This is a genomic window from Mucilaginibacter sp. Bleaf8 (assembly GCF_018390515.1).
Lineage (GTDB): Bacteria > Bacteroidota > Bacteroidia > Sphingobacteriales > Sphingobacteriaceae > Mucilaginibacter.
Window position 1 is genome coordinate 277,490 of sequence record NZ_JAHBBK010000003.1, and the last position, 22,193, is coordinate 299,682.

At 42.6% G+C, this 22,193-nt stretch carries 29 protein-coding genes; 12 read left to right on the forward strand and 17 right to left on the reverse strand.

What is annotated here, in order from left to right; all coding sequences use genetic code 11:
- Nucleotides 1-755: 755 nt before the first annotated feature.
- From KHS38_RS14720 to KHS38_RS14730, 3 genes are all read left to right on the forward strand, one after another.
- Complete coding sequence (locus KHS38_RS14720; protein ID WP_117392383.1) at nt 756-1,994, forward strand: site-specific integrase; 1,239 nt, start codon at nt 756-758, stop codon at nt 1,992-1,994.
- Between the two features lie 65 nt (nt 1,995-2,059).
- On the forward strand, nt 2,060-2,311 hold the full coding sequence (locus KHS38_RS14725) for a hypothetical protein (protein WP_117392384.1): 252 nt from the start codon (nt 2,060-2,062) through the stop codon (nt 2,309-2,311).
- A gap of 4 nt (nt 2,312-2,315) precedes the next feature.
- Nucleotides 2,316-2,966, forward strand: a complete 651-nt coding sequence (locus tag KHS38_RS14730; RefSeq protein ID WP_117392385.1) for a zeta toxin family protein — start codon at nt 2,316-2,318, stop codon at nt 2,964-2,966.
- Nucleotides 2,967-3,004: 38 nt separating this feature from the next.
- On the opposite strand, the gene KHS38_RS14735 is transcribed toward KHS38_RS14730, so the two are convergent.
- Complete coding sequence (locus tag KHS38_RS14735) at nt 3,005-3,721, reverse strand: hypothetical protein (protein WP_183553390.1); 717 nt, start codon at nt 3,719-3,721, stop codon at nt 3,005-3,007.
- A 235-nt stretch (nt 3,722-3,956) separates the two neighbouring features.
- Here KHS38_RS14735 and KHS38_RS14740 point away from each other — a divergent pair, with 235 nt between their 5' ends.
- The 9 genes from KHS38_RS14740 (at nt 3,957) to arsB (ending at nt 9,482) form a co-directional block, all read left to right on the forward strand.
- Nucleotides 3,957-4,223, forward strand: a complete 267-nt coding sequence (locus tag KHS38_RS14740; RefSeq protein ID WP_117392387.1) for a helix-turn-helix domain-containing protein — start codon at nt 3,957-3,959, stop codon at nt 4,221-4,223.
- Complete coding sequence (locus KHS38_RS14745) at nt 4,220-4,573, forward strand: hypothetical protein (RefSeq protein WP_117392388.1); 354 nt, start codon at nt 4,220-4,222, stop codon at nt 4,571-4,573. The genes KHS38_RS14740 and KHS38_RS14745 overlap by 4 nt, the downstream gene beginning before the upstream one ends.
- 460 nt (nt 4,574-5,033) lie before the next feature.
- On the forward strand, nt 5,034-5,588 hold the full coding sequence (locus KHS38_RS14750; RefSeq protein WP_213489362.1) for a BfmA/BtgA family mobilization protein: 555 nt from the start codon (nt 5,034-5,036) through the stop codon (nt 5,586-5,588).
- Between the two features lie 3 nt (nt 5,589-5,591).
- Nucleotides 5,592-6,539 carry a DUF5712 family protein gene (locus tag KHS38_RS14755; RefSeq protein WP_158829898.1) on the forward strand — a complete coding sequence of 316 codons (948 nt, stop codon included), beginning with the start codon at nt 5,592-5,594 and terminating at the stop codon, nt 6,537-6,539.
- A gap of 85 nt (nt 6,540-6,624) precedes the next feature.
- Nucleotides 6,625-6,954, forward strand: a complete 330-nt coding sequence (locus KHS38_RS14760; RefSeq protein ID WP_158829896.1) for an ArsR/SmtB family transcription factor — start codon at nt 6,625-6,627, stop codon at nt 6,952-6,954.
- 40 nt (nt 6,955-6,994) lie between these two features.
- A complete protein-coding gene (locus KHS38_RS14765; RefSeq protein WP_199269835.1) occupies nt 6,995-7,552 on the forward strand; it encodes a DUF6428 family protein in 558 nt (185 codons plus the stop codon).
- Nucleotides 7,553-7,561: 9 nt separating this feature from the next.
- Entirely contained in the window at nt 7,562-7,993 is a 432-nt protein-coding gene (arsN2, locus tag KHS38_RS14770) for an arsenic resistance N-acetyltransferase ArsN2 (RefSeq protein WP_158829894.1), read from the forward strand.
- Nucleotides 7,993-8,412 carry an arsenate reductase ArsC gene (locus KHS38_RS14775; protein ID WP_158829892.1) on the forward strand — a complete coding sequence of 140 codons (420 nt, stop codon included), beginning with the start codon at nt 7,993-7,995 and terminating at the stop codon, nt 8,410-8,412. The genes arsN2 and KHS38_RS14775 overlap by 1 nt, the downstream gene beginning before the upstream one ends.
- Nucleotides 8,412-9,482: an ACR3 family arsenite efflux transporter gene (gene arsB / locus KHS38_RS14780; RefSeq protein ID WP_158829890.1), complete on the forward strand. Its 1,071-nt coding sequence runs from the start codon at nt 8,412-8,414 to the stop codon at nt 9,480-9,482. The genes KHS38_RS14775 and arsB overlap by 1 nt, the downstream gene beginning before the upstream one ends.
- A 26-nt stretch (nt 9,483-9,508) precedes the next feature.
- Here the strand turns inward: arsB and KHS38_RS14785 are convergent, their stop codons facing one another.
- From KHS38_RS14785 to KHS38_RS14860, 16 genes are all read right to left on the reverse strand, one after another.
- Nucleotides 9,509-12,112: a multicopper oxidase domain-containing protein gene (locus KHS38_RS14785; protein ID WP_158829888.1), complete on the reverse strand. Its 2,604-nt coding sequence runs from the start codon at nt 12,110-12,112 to the stop codon at nt 9,509-9,511.
- Nucleotides 12,113-12,114: 2 nt separating this feature from the next.
- A complete protein-coding gene (locus KHS38_RS14790) occupies nt 12,115-12,582 on the reverse strand; it encodes a heme-binding domain-containing protein (protein WP_158829886.1) in 468 nt (155 codons plus the stop codon).
- A 5-nt stretch (nt 12,583-12,587) separates the two neighbouring features.
- A complete protein-coding gene (locus KHS38_RS14795) occupies nt 12,588-13,157 on the reverse strand; it encodes a DUF3347 domain-containing protein (RefSeq protein WP_158829884.1) in 570 nt (189 codons plus the stop codon).
- A 60-nt stretch (nt 13,158-13,217) separates the two neighbouring features.
- On the reverse strand, nt 13,218-13,697 hold the full coding sequence (locus tag KHS38_RS14800) for a DUF3347 domain-containing protein (protein WP_158829882.1): 480 nt from the start codon (nt 13,695-13,697) through the stop codon (nt 13,218-13,220).
- 25 nt (nt 13,698-13,722) lie between these two features.
- On the reverse strand, nt 13,723-14,175 hold the full coding sequence (locus tag KHS38_RS14805; RefSeq protein WP_199269834.1) for a DUF305 domain-containing protein: 453 nt from the start codon (nt 14,173-14,175) through the stop codon (nt 13,723-13,725).
- Between the two features lie 10 nt (nt 14,176-14,185).
- Entirely contained in the window at nt 14,186-14,749 is a 564-nt protein-coding gene (locus tag KHS38_RS14810; RefSeq protein WP_213489363.1) for a helix-turn-helix domain-containing protein, read from the reverse strand.
- A 61-nt stretch (nt 14,750-14,810) separates the two neighbouring features.
- A complete protein-coding gene (locus tag KHS38_RS14815) occupies nt 14,811-15,260 on the reverse strand; it encodes an HYC_CC_PP family protein (protein ID WP_158829772.1) in 450 nt (149 codons plus the stop codon).
- Between the two features lie 63 nt (nt 15,261-15,323).
- Nucleotides 15,324-16,427: a permease gene (locus tag KHS38_RS14820; RefSeq protein WP_243485001.1), complete on the reverse strand. Its 1,104-nt coding sequence runs from the start codon at nt 16,425-16,427 to the stop codon at nt 15,324-15,326.
- Nucleotides 16,428-16,444: 17 nt separating this feature from the next.
- Nucleotides 16,445-16,678, reverse strand: a complete 234-nt coding sequence (locus KHS38_RS14825; protein ID WP_158829768.1) for a hypothetical protein — start codon at nt 16,676-16,678, stop codon at nt 16,445-16,447.
- A 37-nt stretch (nt 16,679-16,715) separates the two neighbouring features.
- Nucleotides 16,716-17,687 carry a YeiH family protein gene (locus tag KHS38_RS14830; RefSeq protein ID WP_158829766.1) on the reverse strand — a complete coding sequence of 324 codons (972 nt, stop codon included), beginning with the start codon at nt 17,685-17,687 and terminating at the stop codon, nt 16,716-16,718.
- 84 nt (nt 17,688-17,771) lie between these two features.
- Nucleotides 17,772-18,389, reverse strand: a complete 618-nt coding sequence (locus tag KHS38_RS14835) for a methyltransferase domain-containing protein (protein WP_158829764.1) — start codon at nt 18,387-18,389, stop codon at nt 17,772-17,774.
- Between the two features lie 2 nt (nt 18,390-18,391).
- On the reverse strand, nt 18,392-19,729 hold the full coding sequence (locus KHS38_RS14840; RefSeq protein ID WP_158829762.1) for an MBL fold metallo-hydrolase: 1,338 nt from the start codon (nt 19,727-19,729) through the stop codon (nt 18,392-18,394).
- A 1-nt stretch (nt 19,730) separates the two neighbouring features.
- Nucleotides 19,731-20,141, reverse strand: coding sequence for a DUF6691 family protein (locus tag KHS38_RS14845; protein ID WP_199269830.1), 411 nt, complete (start codon nt 20,139-20,141; stop codon nt 19,731-19,733).
- Nucleotides 20,138-20,698 (reverse strand): YeeE/YedE family protein, encoded by a 561-nt coding sequence (locus KHS38_RS14850; RefSeq protein WP_158829758.1) that lies wholly within the window; start codon nt 20,696-20,698, stop codon nt 20,138-20,140. Before KHS38_RS14850 ends, KHS38_RS14845 begins: the two co-directional genes overlap by 4 nt.
- Nucleotides 20,685-21,488 carry a sulfite exporter TauE/SafE family protein gene (locus KHS38_RS14855; RefSeq protein WP_158829756.1) on the reverse strand — a complete coding sequence of 268 codons (804 nt, stop codon included), beginning with the start codon at nt 21,486-21,488 and terminating at the stop codon, nt 20,685-20,687. Before KHS38_RS14855 ends, KHS38_RS14850 begins: the two co-directional genes overlap by 14 nt.
- A gap of 59 nt (nt 21,489-21,547) precedes the next feature.
- Nucleotides 21,548-22,156, reverse strand: coding sequence for a Crp/Fnr family transcriptional regulator (locus KHS38_RS14860; protein ID WP_158829754.1), 609 nt, complete (start codon nt 22,154-22,156; stop codon nt 21,548-21,550).
- Nucleotides 22,157-22,193: the final 37 nt, after the last annotated feature.

Here is a 22,193-nt window from a genome sequence, read left to right on the forward strand (position 1 = left end):
TCTAGCCTGGGTTAGTAGACCAGGGCTCCGGAATTTGGTTCGAACCGAGTTAACTGATCAAAGACAGATAACGCGAATCAACGATAAGGTGCTTGCCTCGCGGCCTTTATTGCTTATATCATCAAGCAGGTCCATTAGCAACGATAGCAATTAGCTCATCTGATTATTGCAATATAACTAGTACACCTACTCTCTTTCAGTGGATTCAAATGAAGCTGACTTTAAAAAAAAAGCACTAATTAAGATTTGAAGCAAACAGCATGACGTAAAAAAACTAAAAATCAATCGTGAAACAGGCAATATTCCCAATAGGCTGAAATAAAGTAGACATTAGATTTTAGTTATTTCAATTTTGCAAAAACTTTTTGTATACTTGAGTAAGTCAACTACAGTCAATTAGATTGAAAATTGGTGAGCATTTGGTGAGCACCGATTAGAAACGTTTATAGATATTGTACAAAAGCAGTTTTTCGGAGCAAGTTCGAGTCCCGTCCATTCCGCTAAAAAGGTAACATTACCAAGCAAAACCCTTCAAATGATATCATTTGAAGGGTTTTTTGTTTTACGGCCAAGCCAAATTATTCAAGTTTTCGCAAGGAAAATGACAATAATTCGGGAGTTAATAGCCGAGCCACAAAACAACTCCCGAATTAACTGATATATATCTGTATATCAACCTGTTCAGTGATTGCGCATCTTGATTTCAAGTGACTTAATTAACAATTTTGTTCACTTTAAAAGCAAGTTAAAACAACATGAGAACTATGCTCGCCGTGCTTTTCTGCCTGAGAAAGCCTAAGAATTATGAATCAGGTTCAGCCCCTATTTATTTGCGCATCACTGTGGATGGCAAACGTACCGAAATTTCCATTGGCCGGAAATGTAATCCTGACCGCTGGGATATTGATACCGGCAGGGCGACCGGCAATAAAGAAGATGCCCGCTCCCTTAATGCTTTCATGAGCAGTATTGAGCATCAGCTTTACGAAATCCATAGACAGATGACTGCTGCCGATGAAACAGTAACGGTAGAAACCATTAAGAGTCGCTACACAGGTAAACTAGAACGTGCAAGAACCCTTGTGGCCATATTTGAAGACCACAATGAGAAGATGAAAGCTTTGATTGGGCATGAGTTTGAGAAAAGCACCTGGCAGCGTTACGAAACAGCTTTAATGCACACCAAGGATTTTATGCAATGGCAATATAATATTACTGATATCCCCGTTAGCAAGATCAACTTTGCATTCCTGAACGATTTTGAATACTACCTTCGGACTGTCCGTAAGTGCGCCAATAATTCTGCTATAAAATATATTAAGAACCTCGGTAAGATCGTGCGGATCTGTCTGGGTAATGGCTGGCTGACAATCGATCCATATCTGAATTATAAGCCACGTACCCAAAAGGTTTACAGGCAGGTACTCGACACTAAAGAGCTTGACCGGTTGACAAAAAAGAAAATCCCGAACGCACGCTTACGCACGGTAAGGGATATTTTTGTTTTCAGTTGTTACACGGGGCTGGCCTACGTTGATGCACGAAAGCTTAAACGTTCTGAACTGGTAAAAGGAATTGACAACAAAACCTGGATATATACCCAGCGCCAAAAAACAGATACACTTTCCCGTATCCCTGTCTTACCTGTGGCAGCAGGTATTATTCGCACCTACGATAAGCATCCGCAATGTATCGCTGAAAACCTATTATTACCTGTTATGAGTAATCAAAAAATGAATGCTTACTTAAAAGAACTTGCAGGTATTTGTGATATTGAAAAGGAACTCACTTTTCATATTGCCCGCCACACGTTTGCCACTACCGTTACCCTAAATAATGGTGTACCCATTGAAACGGTATCTAAAATGATGGGGCATACCAGCATCAAGACCACGCAGATATATGCCAAAGTTTTGGATCATAAAATCAGCGAAGACATGTCGCAATTAGAGGCTAAACTGTTACCAAAGAAACGTGTAGCCAAGACCGCCTAAATATCAACATTCATAATTCTTAATATTTCAATTTTTATATTTGTATGAGAACATTCCGTCAAACCATGAGTAACAACGCAGCAATCGACTTACGTTTAAAATCCTTTTTTGATCTATCAGAAGAAGAAAGGCAGGAACGACTTAGGCCGACCTACGAAGCGATGAAAAAGGAAAAATTTGCTAAAGGTGGTTACATCACATATTACGATCCCTCTGTTTGCCCAACTACGTCCCATGCGGTACACGAATACGTTGACCGCAAGGACTTGATGTGGATGGACGATAAATATCAGGAACACTTTATAAAAACCCTTTAATCTTATGTCAAACCCGCAACTATTATTTGTCGCGGGGCCAAATGGAGCGGGAAAATCGACTTTCTCTAAAGATTTGTCGAAACCTGGTGCCATTATTTTTGACGTGGACAAAGTTGTTGCACAGATAGAGGCCCAATCACCTCATATGCCTAAACGACGCATATATGAGGAAGCGACTAAAGATTTTTTTAGACAGGCGAATACCGCTGTTAAAGATAGACGGCATTTTACTTTGGAAACAAATTTCAGAGACGAATCATTGATGGATGTTGTTGCTCATTTTAAAGCGCACGGTTATGCCACCCAGTTGATTTATTTGACTTTAGATAGTATTGAGCAATCTGTTTTCCGTGTGAATGAAAGAGTTAAAAACGGTGGACATTTTGTAGATATAAAAAACATTCAACAGAACTACGATTTAGGGTTGGAATATATCGAACGGTTTGCCGATCACTTTGATAACGTAGAGATCGCTGATGCTTCAAAAAGTAACCAACATTTTCGTTCCTTGCTTAGCATCCAAAATCGAAGCGTTGTTTATCAAAGTATTAATATACCCGAAAAGTTTGTCGATCGGATAAACTCTATTGTCGAGAAATTCATACCACCTTCGCCTACACAAGAATTGCGACCTTACAGAGGCCCAAGTCGTTAACATACTTCCTGTCAGCCGCTTCAAATGGAGCGGCTTTTTCATTTTCCGGAAAATGAGGACAAATACTTTTGTGCCCAGGTATCTACAGCTTTTACTATTTCATCAGCTTTCGCAAACGGGTAAGTTTTCTCCACGTAAGTTTTAAATTTCTTTTTAACAGAATCATCCTGCCAATCCATAACAGAAAAAATAATCGGATCTCCTTTTTGCGGGCCATCTTTAAATCCATAAAGCGGCAAATACGGAGGCGCATAAAAAAAGGAATTTTCTATCAACTTATTATAAAAGTCGGCTTTAAACATACGTTTAAAGTCATGAAGCAAGTCATACGGGTTCACTGTAGAGACCGCATTTTGTATAGCGTCCCGCATATACGGGTTTCCCTCGTCCCAAAAGAAATTAAACAGGTATTCAAAAAAGCCACCTTCCAGCATATCACACAGATCAGTGCTCATGCCATCATATGATGCTTTGAAAATGTCGAGCGAAAAAGCATCACCAAGTTGTTCAATACAATACTTAATAATCACTTCTTCCCTGCTCTTTACAAACTCCAACGATGGCCCTCTAGAAACTATACCCGGAACAACGATCAAATACTTACGCTTTGAGAGTAACTGGAAATAATAGCTTTTAAAAAAGATGCTTTTTCGTTCGTGAGTAATCTGTATGTATAAGGGAAATGTCGGCGTACCATGAAAGTCCACTTGTTTAAGCCTGTCATTCAAATATGTTTTGTAAGCGATCTTCCCCATTATTTAAGTACCTGCCAATGATGATTTTTCAAATGTAATATATCTCTCGTTAAATATATTTCAGTGGAATGATACAAAAATAAGAAATGTTTTGATATTATTTTATTTTATCAAAACATTAACTAAATTTGTTCTGCATCATTTAGGCATTTCAACGATTCTCAAATAGATGTTGATAGTCGTTAGGAGCATTGATAATTAATTTTTACTGTTTTGCAATTTAAACAAATCAAATATGGCGGCAATTGAAGTGATCACGAAAGACGATTTGAATGATTTTAAAAAAGACCTGCTCCAGGAGATCAGGCAAATGATCGAGCCTGTAGAAAGCCAGGGGAAAAAGTGGCTTAAAAGTGTAGAGGTAAGAAAGCTTTTAAATATATCACCAGGCACCTTACAAAACCTGCGTATCAATGGCACACTAAGGTTTGCCAAAATTGGCGGAATGCTTTATTACAAGTTGGAAGATATTCACAAACTGTTAGAAGGAGGTGTAAAATGAAAGCCTTATCATCTTCAATGGATTTAAAAGGCTATTCAAAGTTATTCAGATCACTGGGTAAGGATGAGCGGTTGTTTCCCACACATGTCAGTCTTTTCTCAGGGCTTTTCATTTTTTGGCAGCGCTCAGGCTATCAGCGTCCATTTAAAATAAGCAGAAGCGGTTTAATGGCGACGTCAAGAATTGCATCCACCGCCACTTATCAAAAGTGCATTAAAGAGTTACGGGACTTTGGTTACATCCTCTATCTGCCATCCTATCACCCGACAAAAGCAAGTACGGTTGACTGGCCGGAAAACTGGAAAGTAAACGACTCTGAAAGCCATGTTGGTAATAATATATCTATGTAACTGGATAAATTGTTATCCAGCTATTTTGTATTGGGATAACCACATAAACATATATCAGTGTACCAATTTACCGGCATATCAATTTATTACTCAATTATCTCAAGAATGATATTACCCACCATTCAAGTCCACTCCCTCAAGTACTTCTCTTGGCCATTAAAAATGGTTGTCGCGCGAAGTGCGACAACCATTTTTAATATCAACTGTGCAAATATGGATGGCTACCTGGCTTGTCCCATAAGGGAGCAAGCGGAAGTTGGGCAGAGCCCTACTTTGCTTGCTTTTTGCGCTGCAAAAAGGGTTTGAAGTATCCTCCGGGGATACTTGCCTGCTCCTACGGCTTTAAAAAGGCCAATTTCAGGATACTTAATGGTATCCCATATAGCTGGCTATCTGTACATCTATGTATCAAGATATATAGTTTAATGCCAGCAAAGTTTTAACAAAAAAATTGTGATGTATGCAAGACATTAACACCAGGTCGGTAAGGTATCCCGAAGCGGTCGATCAAAAGTTTGAGAAGATTGCCTTGAAATTGGGAAGGACAAAGCGACAGATATTTATTCAAATGGTAGATTATTTCTACAAAAGCAAGAAAGATCCAATGGATCTGAATGATGAAATGCTAAAGAACTCGCTCATAAAGAACCATAAAGATTTGATTGGCTTCATTAAAACCCAGGAAAATGATTTGCTGATACCTACCCGGCGGGAAGTAGACCGAATGGTTGAAGCATTTAGGAATGTTATAATTTTTTTTAACGAAACGTTGTCGCCAGGTTTAAATGCAGTACTGGCCGGGCAGCAAACAGAATCAGACAGGTTTAAACTAATTGCTGATGTTATAAAGCGTGTAGAACTTCAGCAAACGGGTAAGGAACAGTTAAAAAAGCAATTCGCGCTCATACTTGACGGCTATGCCAAAGCCAGGGAAAATATCAGTGGTTTCAATACCAGTCGGGAAAAGGAAGAACTGTTAGCAAATACAAAAGCACAAATAGAAATATTAAGATAAGGTATGTTTATCAACATAACAGACAGTAAAACTGCCGACAACAAAGGCAGTGCGGGAGGTTTAGTTAACTACCTGGAAAAGGAAAACCGCTTGGATAATGCTGAGCATGAATATTGGTTTAATCAGACAGATAATTGTTTTTCCGCCTATGAAGTAAGGCAAAAGATTGATAATAATATTGCTAAACTTGGCCGCAATGATGCAAAATTCTTCCTTGTAAATATTAGCCCAAGTCAAAAGGAACTCACTCACCTGCTCGCAGAAAATAACCGGGAACAAATTAAAGAACTACTTAAAGGATATGCTGTATTGGTGATGGATGAATATGCGCGCAATTTTAACCGACCGAATATTAAGGATAGTAACGACTTGATATGGTTTGCCAAATTGGAAAATCACCGCTATTATAGCTACGAGGACAAAGAAGTAAAAGAGGGTTTAAAAAAACGGGGAGAACGAAAGCCCGGAGAACAGATGCACATACAAGTGATTGTTAGCCGCAAGGATGCTAGTAATACCGTAAAGCTCAGCCCAATGAATAATTCACGAGGGCGAAATGTCGAGCATTCCAAAAAGATGGGGGAATTTGACAGGGTGGCTTTCAAACAATGCGGTGAGCGTATTTTCGATCAACATTTTAAATTTGACCGTGGCTTGCATGATACTATGGTGTATGCCAATGTAATAAAAAATGGTAGCCTTGAACAAAGGCGCCAAATGGATCTACTCTCTACAGGAGAACAGTTTACCCCCAATAAAGCTCATGTCAAGGAATTAGCTGAAGGAGTTGCACAGCAAAAATTTACTACGCCACAAAAAATGATGGCATCTGCCGGTACTACAATCGGAAAGTTTTTAGATGTGTTACTCGAGCAAGCACCTATTGCTGCCGCCCCACATCCAGACCGGCCAAAAAAGAAAAAGAAAAAAGGGCAAGGTTATAGTTATTAAAGGTTTGCTCATGATCAAAACAAATTTATCTTTCAATAAAAAATTTGTTGATCATAAAATTAATCGTAATATTGCGATATAAATCATGGGCATTACCAAAACAGACATCTTCAACGAACAACAAAACAAGCTGGCAGTGCAGTTAAAAGCCATTGCGCATCCCGCACGTATTGCTATTTTACAGCATATCATTGCGACTAATGCTTGTATCTGTGGTGACCTCGTGGAAGAACTTGGGCTGGCACAGGCAACTATTTCACAACATTTGAAAGAGTTAAAAAATGCCGGACTGATCCAAGGTACTATTGAGGGTGTGAGCGTTTGTTACTGCATTGAGCCGAAAGCTTGGGGAGCACTGCAACTGGAACTAAACGTGCTGTTTGGTTCTTACAAAGAAACCGGAAACTGCTGTTAAGTTTTTTTGAAATGATATATCGTAATATTGCAATAAAACTATGAAAACGATGACATGGGGCCATTTTAAAGCCCAACTGCAAGCCAACCCGGAGTTGCACCTGCAATTTCAGTATGATGAAGATAAATTTGTAGAAACCTCATTTCATATCACCGAAATCAAATTGACCCCGATCACTTCGGTAGATTGTGGAGGTGTAATGAATAAATGGACAGAGGTAATCATGCAGCTTTGGGAACCAAGCGAGAAACAAACCGAAAGAAGTATGAAGGTGGATAAGGCGCTTTCAATCATTGCACTTGTAGAAAAAATGCTGCCGCTGGATACTGATGCAACCGTGAAGATCGAGTTTGGCAACTCGCAGTTTGATACACGCCAGATGTTTCCTGATGAATTCATTATCGATGGCGAGAAACTAATCGTTAACCTTACCCCGGACTTTGTTCAATGTAAAGCGCAAACCCGTGGCGGCTCCTGTGGCACCAATGACAAAGGCGAGGAATGTTGCGCACCGGTAACAAAAAAACCAAAAGTGCAATTAATTAACCTGGCGGTAGCCGCCGAGGCTTGTTGCACACCGGGCGGTGGATGCTGTTAAACTTAACAAATGACGATAGAAAACGCACAACCATACCGGGAACAGGTAATAGAGTTACTGTCTAAAGCAAAACTGCCTGTTGTGGATCTGCCCGCACAACTGAACGATTTTAATATCGCCATGGTGAAAGATAAAATTGCAGGTATTGCAGGGATAGAAGTTTACGGCACTTACGGTTTGCTAAGATCGGTAGCTGTTTTGCCAGAGTTTCTTGGAAAAGGCATTGCAGGTAAATTAATCGACCACATTATTACATTTTCATCCGAAAAAGGCCTTTCCACTTTATACCTATTGACGGAAACCGCCACTGACTATTTTGACAAAAAGGGATTTGCAAAGATCAGCCGGGAGCATGTTCCAGTAGAAGTTCAGCTATCTTCCGAGTTCTGCCATGTTTGCCCGGCGAGCGCTATAGTAATGAAATACACAATTAATAAATAATGAAAAACATATTAGTACTCTGTACAGGTAACAGTTGCCGCAGCCAGATAGCAGAAGGTTACCTGCGTTATTTTGCGGGCGACAAAGCAACTATTTATAGCGCCGGTATCGAAACACATGGCGTTAATCCCAAAGCTATCGAGATCATGAAGCGTGATGGTATAGATATCTCCGGCCACACTTCCAATAATGTAGATGAATATGCCGATACCCCTTTCGATTACGTGATCACAGTTTGCGACAATGCGAAAGAGAATTGCCCTTATTTCCCAACTAAGGCCATTAAACTGCATCAAAACTTTCCCGATCCGGCCAAAGCTACGGGCTCAGACGAACAAATTATGGAGCAGTTTCGCGAAGTGCGGGAAATGATCAGGAAATACGCAAGGAATTTCGTCAATGAAAACTTAAAGGACTAATGAGTATCGATCACTGCGCACCGGCTGTCGAAAGAAAAAAGTTAGGCTTTATTGACCGTTACCTCACGCTATGGATCTTCCTGGCGATGGCGATTGGCGTTGGCCTTGGCTATTTTTTCCCCTCGTCGTCCACAATGATAAACTCCTTTTCAACCGGTACCACTAATATTCCGCTCGTTATTGGATTAATTCTAATGATGTACCCGCCGTTGGCCAAGGTTAAATATGAGAATATGGGCGAGGTGTTTCGAAATACCAAAGTGCTAAGTGCTTCGCTTATCCTCAACTGGATAGTCGGGCCGATACTGATGTTCGTATTAGCTATTACCTTACTGCACGACCATCCTGATTATATGATTGGCCTTATCCTGATTGGCCTTGCCCGTTGTATTGCAATGGTAGTGGTCTGGAATGAGCTGGCCGAAGGTAATCGTGAATATGCAGCAGGGCTTATCGCACTGAACAGCATTTTCCAGGTATTGCTGTACAGTGTTTATGCTTATGTATTTATTACTTTTCTGCCGCCGTTATTCGGCTTAAAAGGGCTAGCCGTTAATATTACCATTGGCGAGATCGCGAAATCGGTCGGCATTTATTTGGGTGTGCCATTTGCCGCAGGAGTCATCAGCCGTTATTCGATTATCAAACTGAAAGGCGAAACCTGGTTCAACGCTAAGTATGTACCCTTCATATCGCCCATTACATTAATTGCCTTGTTATTTACTATTATCGTGATGTTTAGCCTTAAAGGCCAACTGATCGTACAGATTCCTTTTGATGTAGTACGTATTGCAATTCCTTTGATGATCTATTTTGCTATCATGTTCATTGCCAGCTTTTTTGTCGGCAAGTATTTTGGTGCAGATTATTCCCGGTCAACTTCTATTGCCTTCACTGCTACGGGTAATAATTTTGAACTTGCTATTGCGGTAGCTATTGGCGTATTCGGCATCAATTCAGGAGAAGCCTTTGCAGGGGTGATCGGGCCACTGGTTGAGGTTCCGGCACTGATAGCTTTAGTGAATCTGGCGTTTTGGTTCAGAATAAAATATTGGCCACTCTATAAATAAAAAGTGACCAATAATGCTTTTTTTGATTAATAGTTAAACGCTAATCCAGCGCCCAATCCCATATCGCTATCATAATGTGTTGAGAGTGCAAGGTATTTGGTGCAGAGATATCGGAAACCTGTCATATATTCCTTGTCGGTATTTACCATCAGGCTAAAACGCAATCGCGATGTAACAGGAATATCTTCACGCCCTAACTGAAAGCGCAATTTGCCATTGCCGTCCACCCGCATATCGGCCACAAACAGCATCGGTAAAGTATAGGCTAAACCTGCTACCACAGTGCGCCTTTGTTCTTTGTTACTTGTCTGCCCGAACATATTCCGAGAATCATCGCCAAAGATGTTCTTCTCATGCTTGCCGGGTCTTTTATAATGATAGTCAAAACCAACATAAGGTAATAGCCACTGCATACGGCCAATATATCTTCCTACCATCGTCTCGCTTTCGTAACCCATTTGTGCATCAAAGCCTAAATGCCAAAGTGTACTGATCTGCCACCTGGTATTAGCATACATAAATTGCCCGTCGCTGCCGTTACTTTCCAAACTGGCCTGCCCCATGAGGTGGAACATGCGGTCGTCGGCAAAAAGCTTGCGCTGAGCAAGTTTTGGGTCTGGCACGGCAGGGTTAGGCGGCGAGTTTTCATAGCTGAATATCCGGCCCATACCACTCATCATATGATAAAGGATATGGCAATGGAAGAACCAGTCGCCCCCCTGTTCGCTGGCAGCAAACTCCAGGGTATCACGCTCCATAGGCAGTATGTCAAGCACGTTCTTGAGCGGTGCATAGTCTCCTTGTCCATTTAGTACCCGGAAATCATGACCATGCAGGTGCATGGGGTGACGCATCATGCTGTTGTTGTATAGGATCAGCCGGAGATTCTCGCCTTTTTTGATCAATATCTTATCAGTTTCCGAAATTGTTTTGTTATCCAGCGTCCAAACGTAACGGTTCATATTACCCGTCAGATCGAACTTTAACTCGCGCCATGGACCTTTCGGCAAGTTGGTTTTTTGTGGAGCGTGGAGCATGCCATAATTGAGGGTTACAAAATCATGGTTCCCACTCATGTCCATTCCTCCCATGTTCATGTCACCCATGGCCGTATTCTTACTACCATTATTGGCTTTTGGCATAGGCTTTTTTTCCGGACCAGTGATCTCGGGGTACATTACCGTGTTCATATCCATCATCTGGTTCTGCATTTTCATACCTTCCATCTCCTTCATATTGCCGTTCATATCCATCATATCGTTCATCATCTTCATGCCGGCAAAATATTTAGGGCGATCCATCTTCTTTGCAGAAACCCTGGTGCCGCTTCCTAACCATATCGATGCATATTTACTGCGGTCTTCAGGTGTCACCAAAAACTCGTAGCTTTTATTATAAGGAATAGTAACTACTACATCGTAAGTTTCAGAAACTGCGATAATAAGTCGGTCAACTTCCACCGGTACCACATCATTGCCATCATTGGCTACCACGGTTATCTTTCCGCCTGCATAGGATAGCCAGAAATAATCGGATGCCCCGCTATTGGATATTCTCAATCTAACCTTATCTCCGGCTTTGAACCGAGCGGCCTCCAGCTGATTTTTACCATTTAGTAAAAAATTATCGTAATACACGTCAGACAGGTCCATTGCGTTCATCCGTTTCCATTCGTTGGCCAACTTTGTACCGAACGCCCCTTGTTTTATCGCTTCGGAATAGCTTTGTGTACTGCCTTTTTGCACCGCAAACCAGTCGGAAGCAGCATGCAACCTACGGTCCACCTCTCCAGGTTTTACGTCCGTCCATTCGCTGATCACTAACGGTATAGTTGGGATATCCCATTCTCTTCGCTTTTTTAATATAAAGCTGCCATACATGCCGATCTGCTCCTGTAAGCCATAGTGACTGTGATACCAGTGCGTTCCATGTTGAACTATTGGGAAACGGTAAGTGTAAGTACTGTGCGCTGGAATGGGCATTTGCGTTAAATAAGCAACCCCGTCTTCTTTATTTGGCAGAAACAAACCATGCCAATGCAAAGAGGTAGGTTCGTCAAGGTTATTGTGAACCACGATCTCTGCAGTATCGCCTTCTGTAAATGTTAAGGTCGGCATAGGAATTTGCCCGTTCACCGCAATAGCGTGTTTCTTTTTTTTACCAAAGATGACTGTAGTATCGGCAACAAAAAGGTTATATTTTACTGTTCTGGGTGGCCCATCAGGCAGAAGAGTTTTTATAGACCCCAGATCGGCTTTGGCCTCCTTCATCATTTCAGTGCCCATTTTATCCATTCGCATCCCGGGCGTTTCCTTAGCTTTATCCATGCTGCTATTCATATCCATTCCGGGCATTTGCTTTGCAACTTTCTTTGCCGTATCCATTGCCATCCCGGCTTTTTCAGACGCTTTTTTTACCGGCTTTTTACTCGTGGCTTTTGTTTTTTCTTTAACTAGTTTCATGCCGCATTTTGGGCAATTTCCTGGTTTGGCGGAATGGATCTCTGGGTGCATTGGGCAGGTATAGGTAACTGATTGCGTTTTTTGCATACCCGGCATATCAGTGGTTTGAGTCTGTGCTATTGCAAGTTGGCTTACAAATAGCAGCATTGCATATATTATTTTTCTCATGTCTAATTTTTTAAGGACAGGCTATCACCTGTAGTTTTAGCCCATTGCTGGAGCCGCTGTTTTTCTTTTTGGGAAAGTATCGCATTGCGGTGAATAAGAATATAAGATGACAATGGCATCGAGCCCTCGGAAAGGCTTTGTCCGATCTCCCTCAGCCGGCTTCTTTGTCGTCTTTTAGTATAACCGGCGAACTCCGTAAAGTTCAATTCTTTCTTACCATTACGAATATGATCATCCAGTATGTACCGGACAGGCTGAATTTTTGAATACCAAGGATACTCAGTATGATTGCTGTGACAATCATAACACGACCCTTGTAAAATTACGTTAACATCCGCCGGAAAAATAGTCGCCTTTGAAATATCATTACCTCCGCGTGCGATTCCTTCATTGTGCCCCCGCGGGATGAATTGAATAATGATAAATAGAGCCAATAAGGCAATGAACGATATCTTTAATGGCCTTTTCATCTGATTTACTTTAACTCTTCCTTGATAATTCCGCAAGTTGGCATATCCGTGCCGAGGTAAGGATTACTGATCGCTTTAGTTTCGCTTAGCCATATCGCACTTTTTTTATCATTATACATAGGGCAGCGGTCGACATATAGTGGCTGGCCCGCCCCGAACAGCTTGACCATGTCATACATATCCTTACTCAGTATATCGAAATGTTCGCGCTGATGGGGTAGCTTGCCCGCACTCTCGCCGATATGTTTCGCCATTTCCTGCGCATCATCGGCGATATCCGTAAAGGACTTTTGTTGTTCAACAGTCAGTGCGGACCTGTCGAATTTAGCGAATCCGTCAGCCAACGATCTGCCGGCAGTTGCCGCATCGTCGCTGTTGTCTTTGGCAAGCGCATTCTTTAGTTTTAAATAATCTTCGACCAAGGCCTTTGATGTTGCTAACGGGGTAATATTTGCTGCGGATGTTTTTGCCGTGTCACTTTCGGCTGTTGAATGGGGGGATTTGCTGCTGGAGTTACAGGCGGCAATAGCTAAAATAGCAACGGCCAGGGTGAGTATGATAAATGATTTTTTCATGATCCTAAAATTGATTTTAACAGTTCAAGGTGGTGAACTGCCTTGAACTGTGGAGATTGATTATTTATTCAGACTTTCGGCCACTTTACCGCAAGTCAACATTTGCCTGCCATAATAAGGGTTCTTGATTTCAACACTTTCGCTTAGCCAAGTTGCTTTCTTCATGGGGCAATACTGAGCGTAGACAGGCGTAATATTTAATTTTAACCCTTTAACAGCTTCCAGCATATTTTTAGAAAGACTGGCGAAATATTCACGTTGGTGGTCGATTTCAGTGCTTTCACTGATATGGCGGGAGTCAATCAGAAGTTTATCCATATAGGGTTTCCAGTTCTTTTGCTGGTCAACCGGAATATTGATTAGACCAACAAGCAGCGCTTTTGCTTTGACCTGCGCTTCTGTGCTGTTGTCGGCTACCAGGGCGTCTTTTAACGCGAAATAACTGGTTAAAATAGTTGGAGATGTTGCCTGCGCTTTTGCAGCCAACACGGCGGCGAACAGGCTTATCGATAACAGGATGGATTTAAGTATCTTTTTCATGTTTTTTAATGGTTTGATATATTTATTATTTGTCCATTCTGGCCAGAATGCGCTTCATTTCAGCGATCTCTTTCTCCTGAGCCTGAATAATTCCCTGTGAAAGCTTTTTAACTTCCGGGTCTTTGAGGTTGGCATTTTCACTGGTCATGATAGCGATGGAATGATGCGGTATCATGCCCCTCATGTATTGTACATCTCCGATCGGTGTCTGGGTCCGAACGGCTGCCAGAGCTAAACCGAATACGGCGATACTGGTAATTGTGATGATCCTGTTCAGTTTTTTATTTTGATACATCATCCGCATGAGGCCAAGCATCAGCAGCGCCATCGGGCAGATCATCAAAAGTGTCATGTAAAACCGGGTCAGGTTCAGATAAATATGATCTGCTTCATAGACATTTAGATACATGACGGCATACATGATTATAAAAGATAGCGTCAGCATTAATGCGAACGATCGGTAATTGTTCTTTTCCATTTGGTTGATTTTATATATTATTTATAGATTTCCTGTCTGCCGGTGCGCTGGCTTTAAATTGACTCGGTGTCATTCCGGTAGTTTGCTTGAATTGGGCTGAAAGGTGTGCGCTGCTACTATAGCCCATTTTAAAGGCGACCTCAGTAAGATTAAGTTCGCCGTAGGACATTAACTCCTTAACTTTCTCGATCTTTTGCTGTATGATGAATTTCTCGATCGTTATATCTTCGGCATCAGAGAATGCACGGCTTAAATAAGTATACTCCTTATTTAATTTATCAGATAAGTAATTGGAGAAGTTGATATGGGTATCAGTCAGATCGCTATAGTGAACTTTTTCGATCACCAAGTTTTTAATGCGTTCGATCAGACGGTCTTTTTCACTGTCGATCAGTTCAAAACCCAGCACTTTCAGAGCGGCACTTATCTGGTTCAACTGTTCAGTATCTGCATCGGGGTGAATAGTGGCCTGGCCCAGAACAACTGTTTCTGCGGTGAGGCCAAGGCTAATAAATTGCTGGCGAACGACCATGATGCAGCGGTCGCAAACCATATTTTTAATATGTAAGATCATTTTAATTCAAGCTAATTAATAGACAATAAAATGCCGGGCCGCTTTTGCAGCAATGCTTGAATCAGATGAGAAGGGTACGGATCTTGATAAGATAGGTTATACCGGCCGGGCCGGGTGGCGCATGGCTATCGGTCCATAAATTTGTCGCCAGATGGTAGTTTGTTTGAAAGACAGATAACTGGTAAAAAGATGAGGCCTTTAAAGCGGTCAACTGAAATTTTACAGGATCAAGAGAAGGCTTGATGTTTTCTTTCACCACATAAGAGCCATGCTGGTCGCAGCATTTGCAGTCCTTCCCGCTTGTGCAAGGCTCCTTTTTGTGATGATCCTGTTGCTTGCCCAAGTGGGCTATAACCATATTCGGTTTGCTGTGGCTATGGCTTTGGTGCTGAGCTGCATTTGCCACTACCTTGAAAACATCGCGCGCCAGGCAATGGACAATGCAAACGAACATACCTGTGGTCAACATCAGGTAGAATGCAGCAAAGCCAATGACAGCGGTCCTCTTCATTATATCAAAAATAATATATAATACAATAGTTAATTTATAGAATTTTGATTAAATGTTATAAAATTACATATCATTCCCTTTAGCTATTTGCTTTTTTCCGTAGAAAAAGCAAAACAATCCCAATGGTATAAATAGGAGGTTAAGCCAGGTACCATAATCCCATTTAACATGCGCCTGTGCCATTTGCATGGGTTGCCCATGTGTTTTCGGCAGCCAGTTCAGTGCTTCAAACAGGTAATCGACGCTTATTGCGGTAATGAAAATGCCGGTTGATAAAATAAGCAACAAAAGCCACATCCTTTTCCATCCGAAATAACGCCGGTAAACCATCAGCATCGGGATGGTCACGAGGTCGGACAAGATAAAGGCGATCACTCCGCCAAAAGAAATGCCACCATGCCAAAGCAACGCCGCCAGCACGATGTTGCCAACCGAACAAACGAAAGCAAAAACAGCGATCAGAATGCCAACAATGGCGTTCCAGGCTAAGACCAATAAATGCGGCAAATGGCTTTGTCCGGTGAGAAAAAGGCTTTTCAAAAAACTTTCGGGTACCAAAACCATTAACACAGCAGAGAGCGCCACACCTATGATAATATCTTTACCAACCATCATCACATCCATATAAAAATGGCCTGTGGCTGCTTTAATTTTATCAAGAAAACTTAACTTTTGATTTGAATGGTCGTGCCCGTGATGGTGAGCATGATCATCGTTATGATGTGATGTATCTGCGACTTTACTCAGAGACTTTGAAAAAAAGAGCTTGATCAGCAAGGCTGATATCAGGATAAATAACAAACCGCCGATCACTTCACCGCCAAAAAATGGCCAGCCCAACAGCGTAACGATCACAATGAATATTTCAAAAACAAGATTAGTGCTCGATATCATAAACGACACAGCATTTGCCCAGGTAGCCCCTTTGACGAGTAATGTACGGGCCATGGAGGCTGCCGCGTAAGAGCAAGACGAAGATATTGCTCCGAAAAATGTAGAAAGCCCGACGGCCCCCGCCGTGTCTTTACCCAGCCGCGACGATATAGTTTCTGTTGAGATAAAAGCCCGGATTACTGCGGATAGCAGGAAGCCGAACAACAGCCCCCAGGCAATGTCCCACAACATGAGGAAAAATTCGGTAATAATCTGTATGATAGTATGCATCATTTATCAATCATAAAAGCCTAAATGCCCGCCTTTGTTTGAGACCAGGAAATCCCCCCGTTATAACCTTCATTTAATGCCTCGGTTGCTAGTTCTGCTTTTGTGCCTTTGGCCGATGATTTAAATACTTTTTTGCAGGCCAGCAGTTTTTGCTTTCTATCTGTTGGTTCTCTACAAGTCATTAAGACCGAGGCTAATCCATAGCGGGGAAACATACCCGAAATGGTTAAATGCAAAATAGCTGGTAAAGCCATCAAGCTATTTACGGGATTCTGCGATTGTTTTATAAAATTATGCTAAGTGCATGATGGCATATAATGCGCTGACAGAGATCAGTATCCACAACACTACACCTTGTAAAAGTGGTTTTAGCCCTACGGAAGCCAATACCTGACGTGATAAACCGGCACCTATCAGGAACAAAGTCAACGTAAGTCCCGCTTTAGCGATCATTACCATATAGGGGCTGATCAGTTTAACCACCGGCAGATAAGTATTGGCTATCATAGCCAGGATGAATAACCCGATGAAATAAGGGATTACCACTTTTTTAGAATTGTTCTTGAACAGGAACGTTGAAAAGAAAGCAATCGGTACGATCCACAGCGCCCGGGCCAGTTTTACGGTGGTAGCCACCTCTAAAGCATGTGCGCCATATTTGCTGGCGGCACCTACTACCGAACTGGTATCGTGAATGGCAATGGCACACCATAAACCGAACTGTGTTTGCGACAGGTTGAAGTAATGCCCGATAACCGGGAACACGAACAGCGCGACAGAGTTCAAAATAAACACACAGCCCAACGCAACAGATATTTGTTTTTCTTCGGCCTTGATCACCGGAGAAATGGCGGCAATGGCGCTGCCGCCACAAATAGCGGTACCGTTGGAGATCAGATAAGAGGTTTTCTTTTCAATTTTTAGCCACTTGCCGATCAAAAAGCCGAATAATAATGTACTGCTAATAGACGCGATGGTAAACAATATGCCTTCTTTTCCGGCTTGCATGGCGCTGTGTACGTTCATACCAAAACCCAGGCCCACAACAGATACTTGTAATAACAAGTGAGTCGCTTTATGATTTAAGTGCAGGTACGGGTGACCGGATAATTGTGCGACCGCCAAACCTAATAACAGCGCGATGGCCGGGCTTACAAATGGTGTTAGGCACACGGACACGCAAAGTATAAAAATAACCTTGCGGGTGTTTTCATTCAGGTGCAGAAAAGTAAGAGGCTGGGTTAACTGATGTTGGGTATTCATGATCTTTTGTTTTTTGGTACCCCAAAATTCCGCCTTATTTGGTAATGATTTTTATCATAAAAGGCAATGAACGATAACCACAGGTTATGGAAAATTTTGAAACCATATGTAATTAAATAGCTGCTCGGTATTGAAAGGCGTATGATGGATATGCTCTACGCTACCTGTTAATTGAAACTGCTGCTGGAAAATATTCGATAACGAAGCAGGGGAATGACGTTCAACAGCTAATCCGCTGCACCGTTCAGGGCCGCTAATACCAAAAGTCCCGATGATCAGCCATCCTTTATTGGTCAGATGTTTAGCTGCTACTTCAGCATATTTGCTTTGATCTGCTGTATTGGTCAAAAAATGAAATGCTGCCCGGTCATGCCAAATGTCATATTGATCGTCAGTTCCGATATCCAGCACATCACTTACGATCCATTTAATTTCATTAGCTCTATAGCCTAACCTCAATTTTGCCCTATCAATAGCTTTGGTAGAAATATCCAATACGGTAATGTTGGAGTAACCCAATTCCAACAGATGATCGGCCAGTAAGCTGTCTCCGCCACCAATGTCGATAATGGCGGCATCCTTGGGAAGATCAAAACTGTTGATGATGCTTAACGAGGTTTCCGGCTTTTCTTCGTACCAGCTTACTTCGGTCAGCTTTTTATGAGCATAAACGTTTTCCCAGTGATCTTTTTTGTTTGCCATCGTTAGTATATAAAGTTTTTGATAGTCTCGCCCAGATCGAATACATTGGTTTTTGAACCAAATGCGTTGGCTACGATACTGCTACCGGCGGCGCTTCGGTAGCCACCGGCGCAATGTACAACTATCGGTTTGCTGAAAGGTATGTCTGCTAAGCGTTCCCTTAACTGGTATAAGGGAATGTGAACAGCATTTTTAAAGACTGGCTGCGCTTTTACTTCTGCTCCATTCCTGATATCGACTATGGTGTATTGTTCCAGGTGCGTAACAAAATGCGCTAAATGCAATTCTGCCATTTGTTCGTGGCCTCCGTCAATCACAAATGCGGCTTCTAAAAAAGCTTCGTAACCGATTTTAGCGGCTTTACCGATTACTTGCTTTAGTTTCTCCTCGTTTTCAGCTACTAAATAAAACGCTTCTTTGGGTGCGATGATGCTGCCCAGCCAAGTCTCAAATTTGCCGCCATCCTGAATATTGATCGATCCTGGCAAATGCCCTTTTTTAAATTCCTGTTCAGGGCGGGCGTCGATAATAAACATTTCGCTGTTCAGCTCGACCGGTTTTTTGGCCAGAACGCCAGCTAATGCTGGTTGTAATGGTGGTGCGCCATGCTTATTCAAGGCAACATCATAAGCAAAGTATTTTGGTATGAATGGCTGATCTTCCAGCAAGGTCTGCACAAATTCAGTTTCGCTCATTTCCTGTAACGACCAGTTGCCCGCTCTTTCTGCGCCGATAGTGCTGCGATTAGCATCGCTTAGCGCTTTACCGCATAAGGTACCTGCGCCATGTGCCGGGTAAACCCAAACCGCATCGTCCAACACCAACAATTTGTCGCGCAGTGAATGATACATCTGTTTGGCTAATTCCTCACGCCTCGCAGTGAGGTTTCCGGCCTGCTCACGCAGATCAGGCCTACCGCAATCACCAATGAACAGTGTATCGCCGGTAAACACGGCTTTATCCTGGCCATTATGTGCTAAAACAATGCTGATGCTATCCGGCGAATGCCCTGGTGTGTTCAGGGCTTTGAGTTTTATTTTGCCGAATGAGAGCTCATCGCCATCGTCAAATGTTTGATGGGCATATTCAGCGCCCAATAGTTTAGAGCAATAAATGACCGCTCCAGTAACCTGTTGCAATTCCAGGTGCCCGCTCACAAAATCGGCGTGCGGGTGGGTTTCGATCACACCGATAATGGTGGCTTCGTGTGCTTTGGCGTAAGACAGGTATGGCGTAATATCCCTTGATGGGTCAATCAGCACGATCTTGTTTTCACATTCGCTTAATATCGCATAAGAATAATGCGACAGGCCTTTATCTTCAAATTGTTCGATCTTCATATCAATGAGGGAGTTTTTCACGTAATAGACCATAAACCCAGGTGCCTGCTATGGCACTCAGCAGCGTTACTGTTGTAACTAAAATACCACTACCGATCTGCGCGAACAACGGGCCGGGGCATGCGCCGGTAAGCGCCCAGCCTAAACCAAAGATCAACCCGCCATAAACATATCCCCAGTTAAATTTCTTGTCCGGGATAACAATAGGCTTCTGATGGATTGTTTTAATGTTAAAGCGCTTGATCAATAATATGGAGATCATGGCTACTACAATAGCGCTACCGATGATCCCATACATATGAAAGGATTGCAAGCGGAACATTTCCTGTATGCGGAACCAGGAGATCACTTCGGATTTGATCAGGATGATGCCAAAGCATATCCCCACCAGTAAAAACTTCAGATTCTTCATAGCTGTAATAAATAAGGTAAGATCAACCACGTCATAACGAAGCCGCCGATCATAAAGCAGCAGGTAGCTACCAGGGAAGGCCATTGTAAAGAGGAAATACCCATAATGGCATGGCCGGAAGTACAGCCGCCGGCATAGCGTGTACCAAAGCCAACCAGGAAACCGCCGATCACCATAAATACAAAGCCTTTTAAAGTGGTTAGTCCTTTGAAACTAAAAATATCCTGTGGCAGTAAACCGCTGAAATCTTTAATGCCCTGCTGCTGCAAGGCAACAATGGTTTTAGGATTGATGCCCACCGGTCCGGGATCGGACAATAAATGCGCGGCGATGAATCCGCCTATAACGATGCCTGCAATAAAAAACAAATTCCATGTGTCCTTCTTCCAGTCGTATTTAAAAAAGGAAATATTTGCCGGGATACAAGCCGCGCATATCTGCCGCAAAGTAGATGAGATACCGAATGTTTTGTTACCTAATATTAATAGTGCCGGCACGATGAGCCCTATCAACGGCCCGGCTACATACCAGGGCCACGGTTGTTTAATGATGTCCATGTGAGTTAGTTAAAGTGCTTATTAAAACAAAGATACCCATAGCCAATACAAACCAGCCAAAGGCAGGCTTCAGGCGTGTATCGCTGATGAACCGCGTGAGGTAACTGCCGAGGATGATACCGGCAATGGCAAAACCCGAAAAGACGGCTAAAAACGCATAATTTATTACTACATGCCCGGTGATATCACCCAATACACCCAGCAGCGAGCTAATGGTCATTACCATAAGCGAAGTACCCACTGCTTTTTTTATCGGTAAACCTGCGAGCAATACCAGCGATGGAATAATAAGAAAACCACCGCCAACACCTACAAAACCAGTGATAAGGCCAACAGCTATGGCCTGCAAAATTAATCTTGGATAACTAAGCTCTTGGGAACTACCACGATCTTCCTTTTTATTCCGGATCATGGAAAGGGATGCTGCCAGCATCAGACCGGCAAAAACCAGCATCAGCAGCATGCTTTTGGCAACAGTCCAGTGTCCGAGCGTAAATAAGTGAATTGGTATCACTGGCATTACCCATCTCCGCATGATAAATACGGCGGCCAAGGATGGTAAACCAAAGATCAACGCGGTCTTAACATCCACATTGCCTTTTAGGTAATGGCTGGCCGCGCCTGCGGTACTGGTTAGTCCAACTACAAATAAAGAGTAAGTGGTCGCTAACACCGGATCGATAGCAAAAAAATAAACGAGAATAGGTACGGTGAGAATAGAGCCACCGCCGCCTATTAAACCAAGGGATAAACCAATTAAAACCGAAGCTGCGTAACCTGCTATTTCCAAAACCTGATGATTGATGGAACAAAGCTATTCGCTTTCAGCCCGGCAATTGGTGACTTATGTTACACAGGGAAATTTAAAGTGATCTTATTGCGGGAAAGGGAGATCATTTCCTTCTTTTCCATTTGCTTAAGCAAGCGTGATACTACTTCGCGCGTTGTGCCCAACTCTTCTGCCAATTGCTGGTGAGTGATCTGAAATTCATGGGAATTGAATACTGCGGCTTTCTTCTTGAGCAGTTCTACAATACGGTCATCCAATTTTTGAAAGGCAACTTCATTGATCACAGTAAGCAATTCTTCGAAACGCTGGTGGTAAAGTTTAAAAATAAAGTCGGCCCATTCGGGATAGCTTTTTACCCATTCGCTGGCTTTGGTAATGGGCAGCATCAAGACATCGGCATCTTCTTCTACCTCCAGGCGTACTTTTGAGGTATCCTCATGTATCCCGGCCAGGAATGACATGATACAGCTTTCGCCGGGCTTGATGTAATATAAAAGGATCTCGCGGCCGTCCTCATCCTGCCGCATAACCCGCATACTGCCGGATAAAAGCACCGGCAATGACCGCACATAACTGTTGGATGACATCAGCACCGTGCCCGCCGGTAATTGCTTCCGCTGGCTGTTTTCTTCTAACGCTGATTGCAATGCTGGCCCAAACTGTATCATGCGGTAAATTTAGCAGGCTTGCGGCGCATTATAAAAT

What these genes read in the sequence shown, in the direction of transcription:
- KHS38_RS14720 (WP_117392383.1), top strand. Translation starts at nt 756, where the DNA reads ATGAGAACTATGCTCGCCGTGCTTTTCTGCCTGAGAAAGCCTAAGAAT.
- KHS38_RS14725 (WP_117392384.1), top strand. Translation starts at nt 2,060, where the DNA reads ATGAGTAACAACGCAGCAATCGACTTACGTTTAAAATCCTTTTTTGAT.
- KHS38_RS14730 (WP_117392385.1), top strand. Translation starts at nt 2,316, where the DNA reads ATGTCAAACCCGCAACTATTATTTGTCGCGGGGCCAAATGGAGCGGGA.
- KHS38_RS14735 (WP_183553390.1), bottom strand. Translation starts at nt 3,721, where the DNA reads ATGGGGAAGATCGCTTACAAAACATATTTGAATGACAGGCTTAAACAA.
- KHS38_RS14740 (WP_117392387.1), top strand. Translation starts at nt 3,957, where the DNA reads ATGGCGGCAATTGAAGTGATCACGAAAGACGATTTGAATGATTTTAAA.
- KHS38_RS14745 (WP_117392388.1), top strand. Translation starts at nt 4,220, where the DNA reads ATGAAAGCCTTATCATCTTCAATGGATTTAAAAGGCTATTCAAAGTTA.
- KHS38_RS14750 (WP_213489362.1), top strand. Translation starts at nt 5,034, where the DNA reads ATGCAAGACATTAACACCAGGTCGGTAAGGTATCCCGAAGCGGTCGAT.
- KHS38_RS14755 (WP_158829898.1), top strand. Translation starts at nt 5,592, where the DNA reads ATGTTTATCAACATAACAGACAGTAAAACTGCCGACAACAAAGGCAGT.
- KHS38_RS14760 (WP_158829896.1), top strand. Translation starts at nt 6,625, where the DNA reads ATGGGCATTACCAAAACAGACATCTTCAACGAACAACAAAACAAGCTG.
- KHS38_RS14765 (WP_199269835.1), top strand. Translation starts at nt 6,995, where the DNA reads ATGAAAACGATGACATGGGGCCATTTTAAAGCCCAACTGCAAGCCAAC.
- arsN2 (WP_158829894.1), top strand. Translation starts at nt 7,562, where the DNA reads ATGACGATAGAAAACGCACAACCATACCGGGAACAGGTAATAGAGTTA.
- KHS38_RS14775 (WP_158829892.1), top strand. Translation starts at nt 7,993, where the DNA reads ATGAAAAACATATTAGTACTCTGTACAGGTAACAGTTGCCGCAGCCAG.
- arsB (WP_158829890.1), top strand. Translation starts at nt 8,412, where the DNA reads ATGAGTATCGATCACTGCGCACCGGCTGTCGAAAGAAAAAAGTTAGGC.
- KHS38_RS14785 (WP_158829888.1), bottom strand. Translation starts at nt 12,112, where the DNA reads ATGAGAAAAATAATATATGCAATGCTGCTATTTGTAAGCCAACTTGCA.
- KHS38_RS14790 (WP_158829886.1), bottom strand. Translation starts at nt 12,582, where the DNA reads ATGAAAAGGCCATTAAAGATATCGTTCATTGCCTTATTGGCTCTATTT.
- KHS38_RS14795 (WP_158829884.1), bottom strand. Translation starts at nt 13,157, where the DNA reads ATGAAAAAATCATTTATCATACTCACCCTGGCCGTTGCTATTTTAGCT.
- KHS38_RS14800 (WP_158829882.1), bottom strand. Translation starts at nt 13,697, where the DNA reads ATGAAAAAGATACTTAAATCCATCCTGTTATCGATAAGCCTGTTCGCC.
- KHS38_RS14805 (WP_199269834.1), bottom strand. Translation starts at nt 14,175, where the DNA reads ATGGAAAAGAACAATTACCGATCGTTCGCATTAATGCTGACGCTATCT.
- KHS38_RS14810 (WP_213489363.1), bottom strand. Translation starts at nt 14,749, where the DNA reads ATGATCTTACATATTAAAAATATGGTTTGCGACCGCTGCATCATGGTC.
- KHS38_RS14815 (WP_158829772.1), bottom strand. Translation starts at nt 15,260, where the DNA reads ATGAAGAGGACCGCTGTCATTGGCTTTGCTGCATTCTACCTGATGTTG.
- KHS38_RS14820 (WP_243485001.1), bottom strand. Translation starts at nt 16,427, where the DNA reads ATGATGCATACTATCATACAGATTATTACCGAATTTTTCCTCATGTTG.
- KHS38_RS14825 (WP_158829768.1), bottom strand. Translation starts at nt 16,678, where the DNA reads ATGGCTTTACCAGCTATTTTGCATTTAACCATTTCGGGTATGTTTCCC.
- KHS38_RS14830 (WP_158829766.1), bottom strand. Translation starts at nt 17,687, where the DNA reads ATGAATACCCAACATCAGTTAACCCAGCCTCTTACTTTTCTGCACCTG.
- KHS38_RS14835 (WP_158829764.1), bottom strand. Translation starts at nt 18,389, where the DNA reads ATGGCAAACAAAAAAGATCACTGGGAAAACGTTTATGCTCATAAAAAG.
- KHS38_RS14840 (WP_158829762.1), bottom strand. Translation starts at nt 19,729, where the DNA reads ATGAAGATCGAACAATTTGAAGATAAAGGCCTGTCGCATTATTCTTAT.
- KHS38_RS14845 (WP_199269830.1), bottom strand. Translation starts at nt 20,141, where the DNA reads ATGAAGAATCTGAAGTTTTTACTGGTGGGGATATGCTTTGGCATCATC.
- KHS38_RS14850 (WP_158829758.1), bottom strand. Translation starts at nt 20,698, where the DNA reads ATGGACATCATTAAACAACCGTGGCCCTGGTATGTAGCCGGGCCGTTG.
- KHS38_RS14860 (WP_158829754.1), bottom strand. Translation starts at nt 22,156, where the DNA reads ATGATACAGTTTGGGCCAGCATTGCAATCAGCGTTAGAAGAAAACAGC.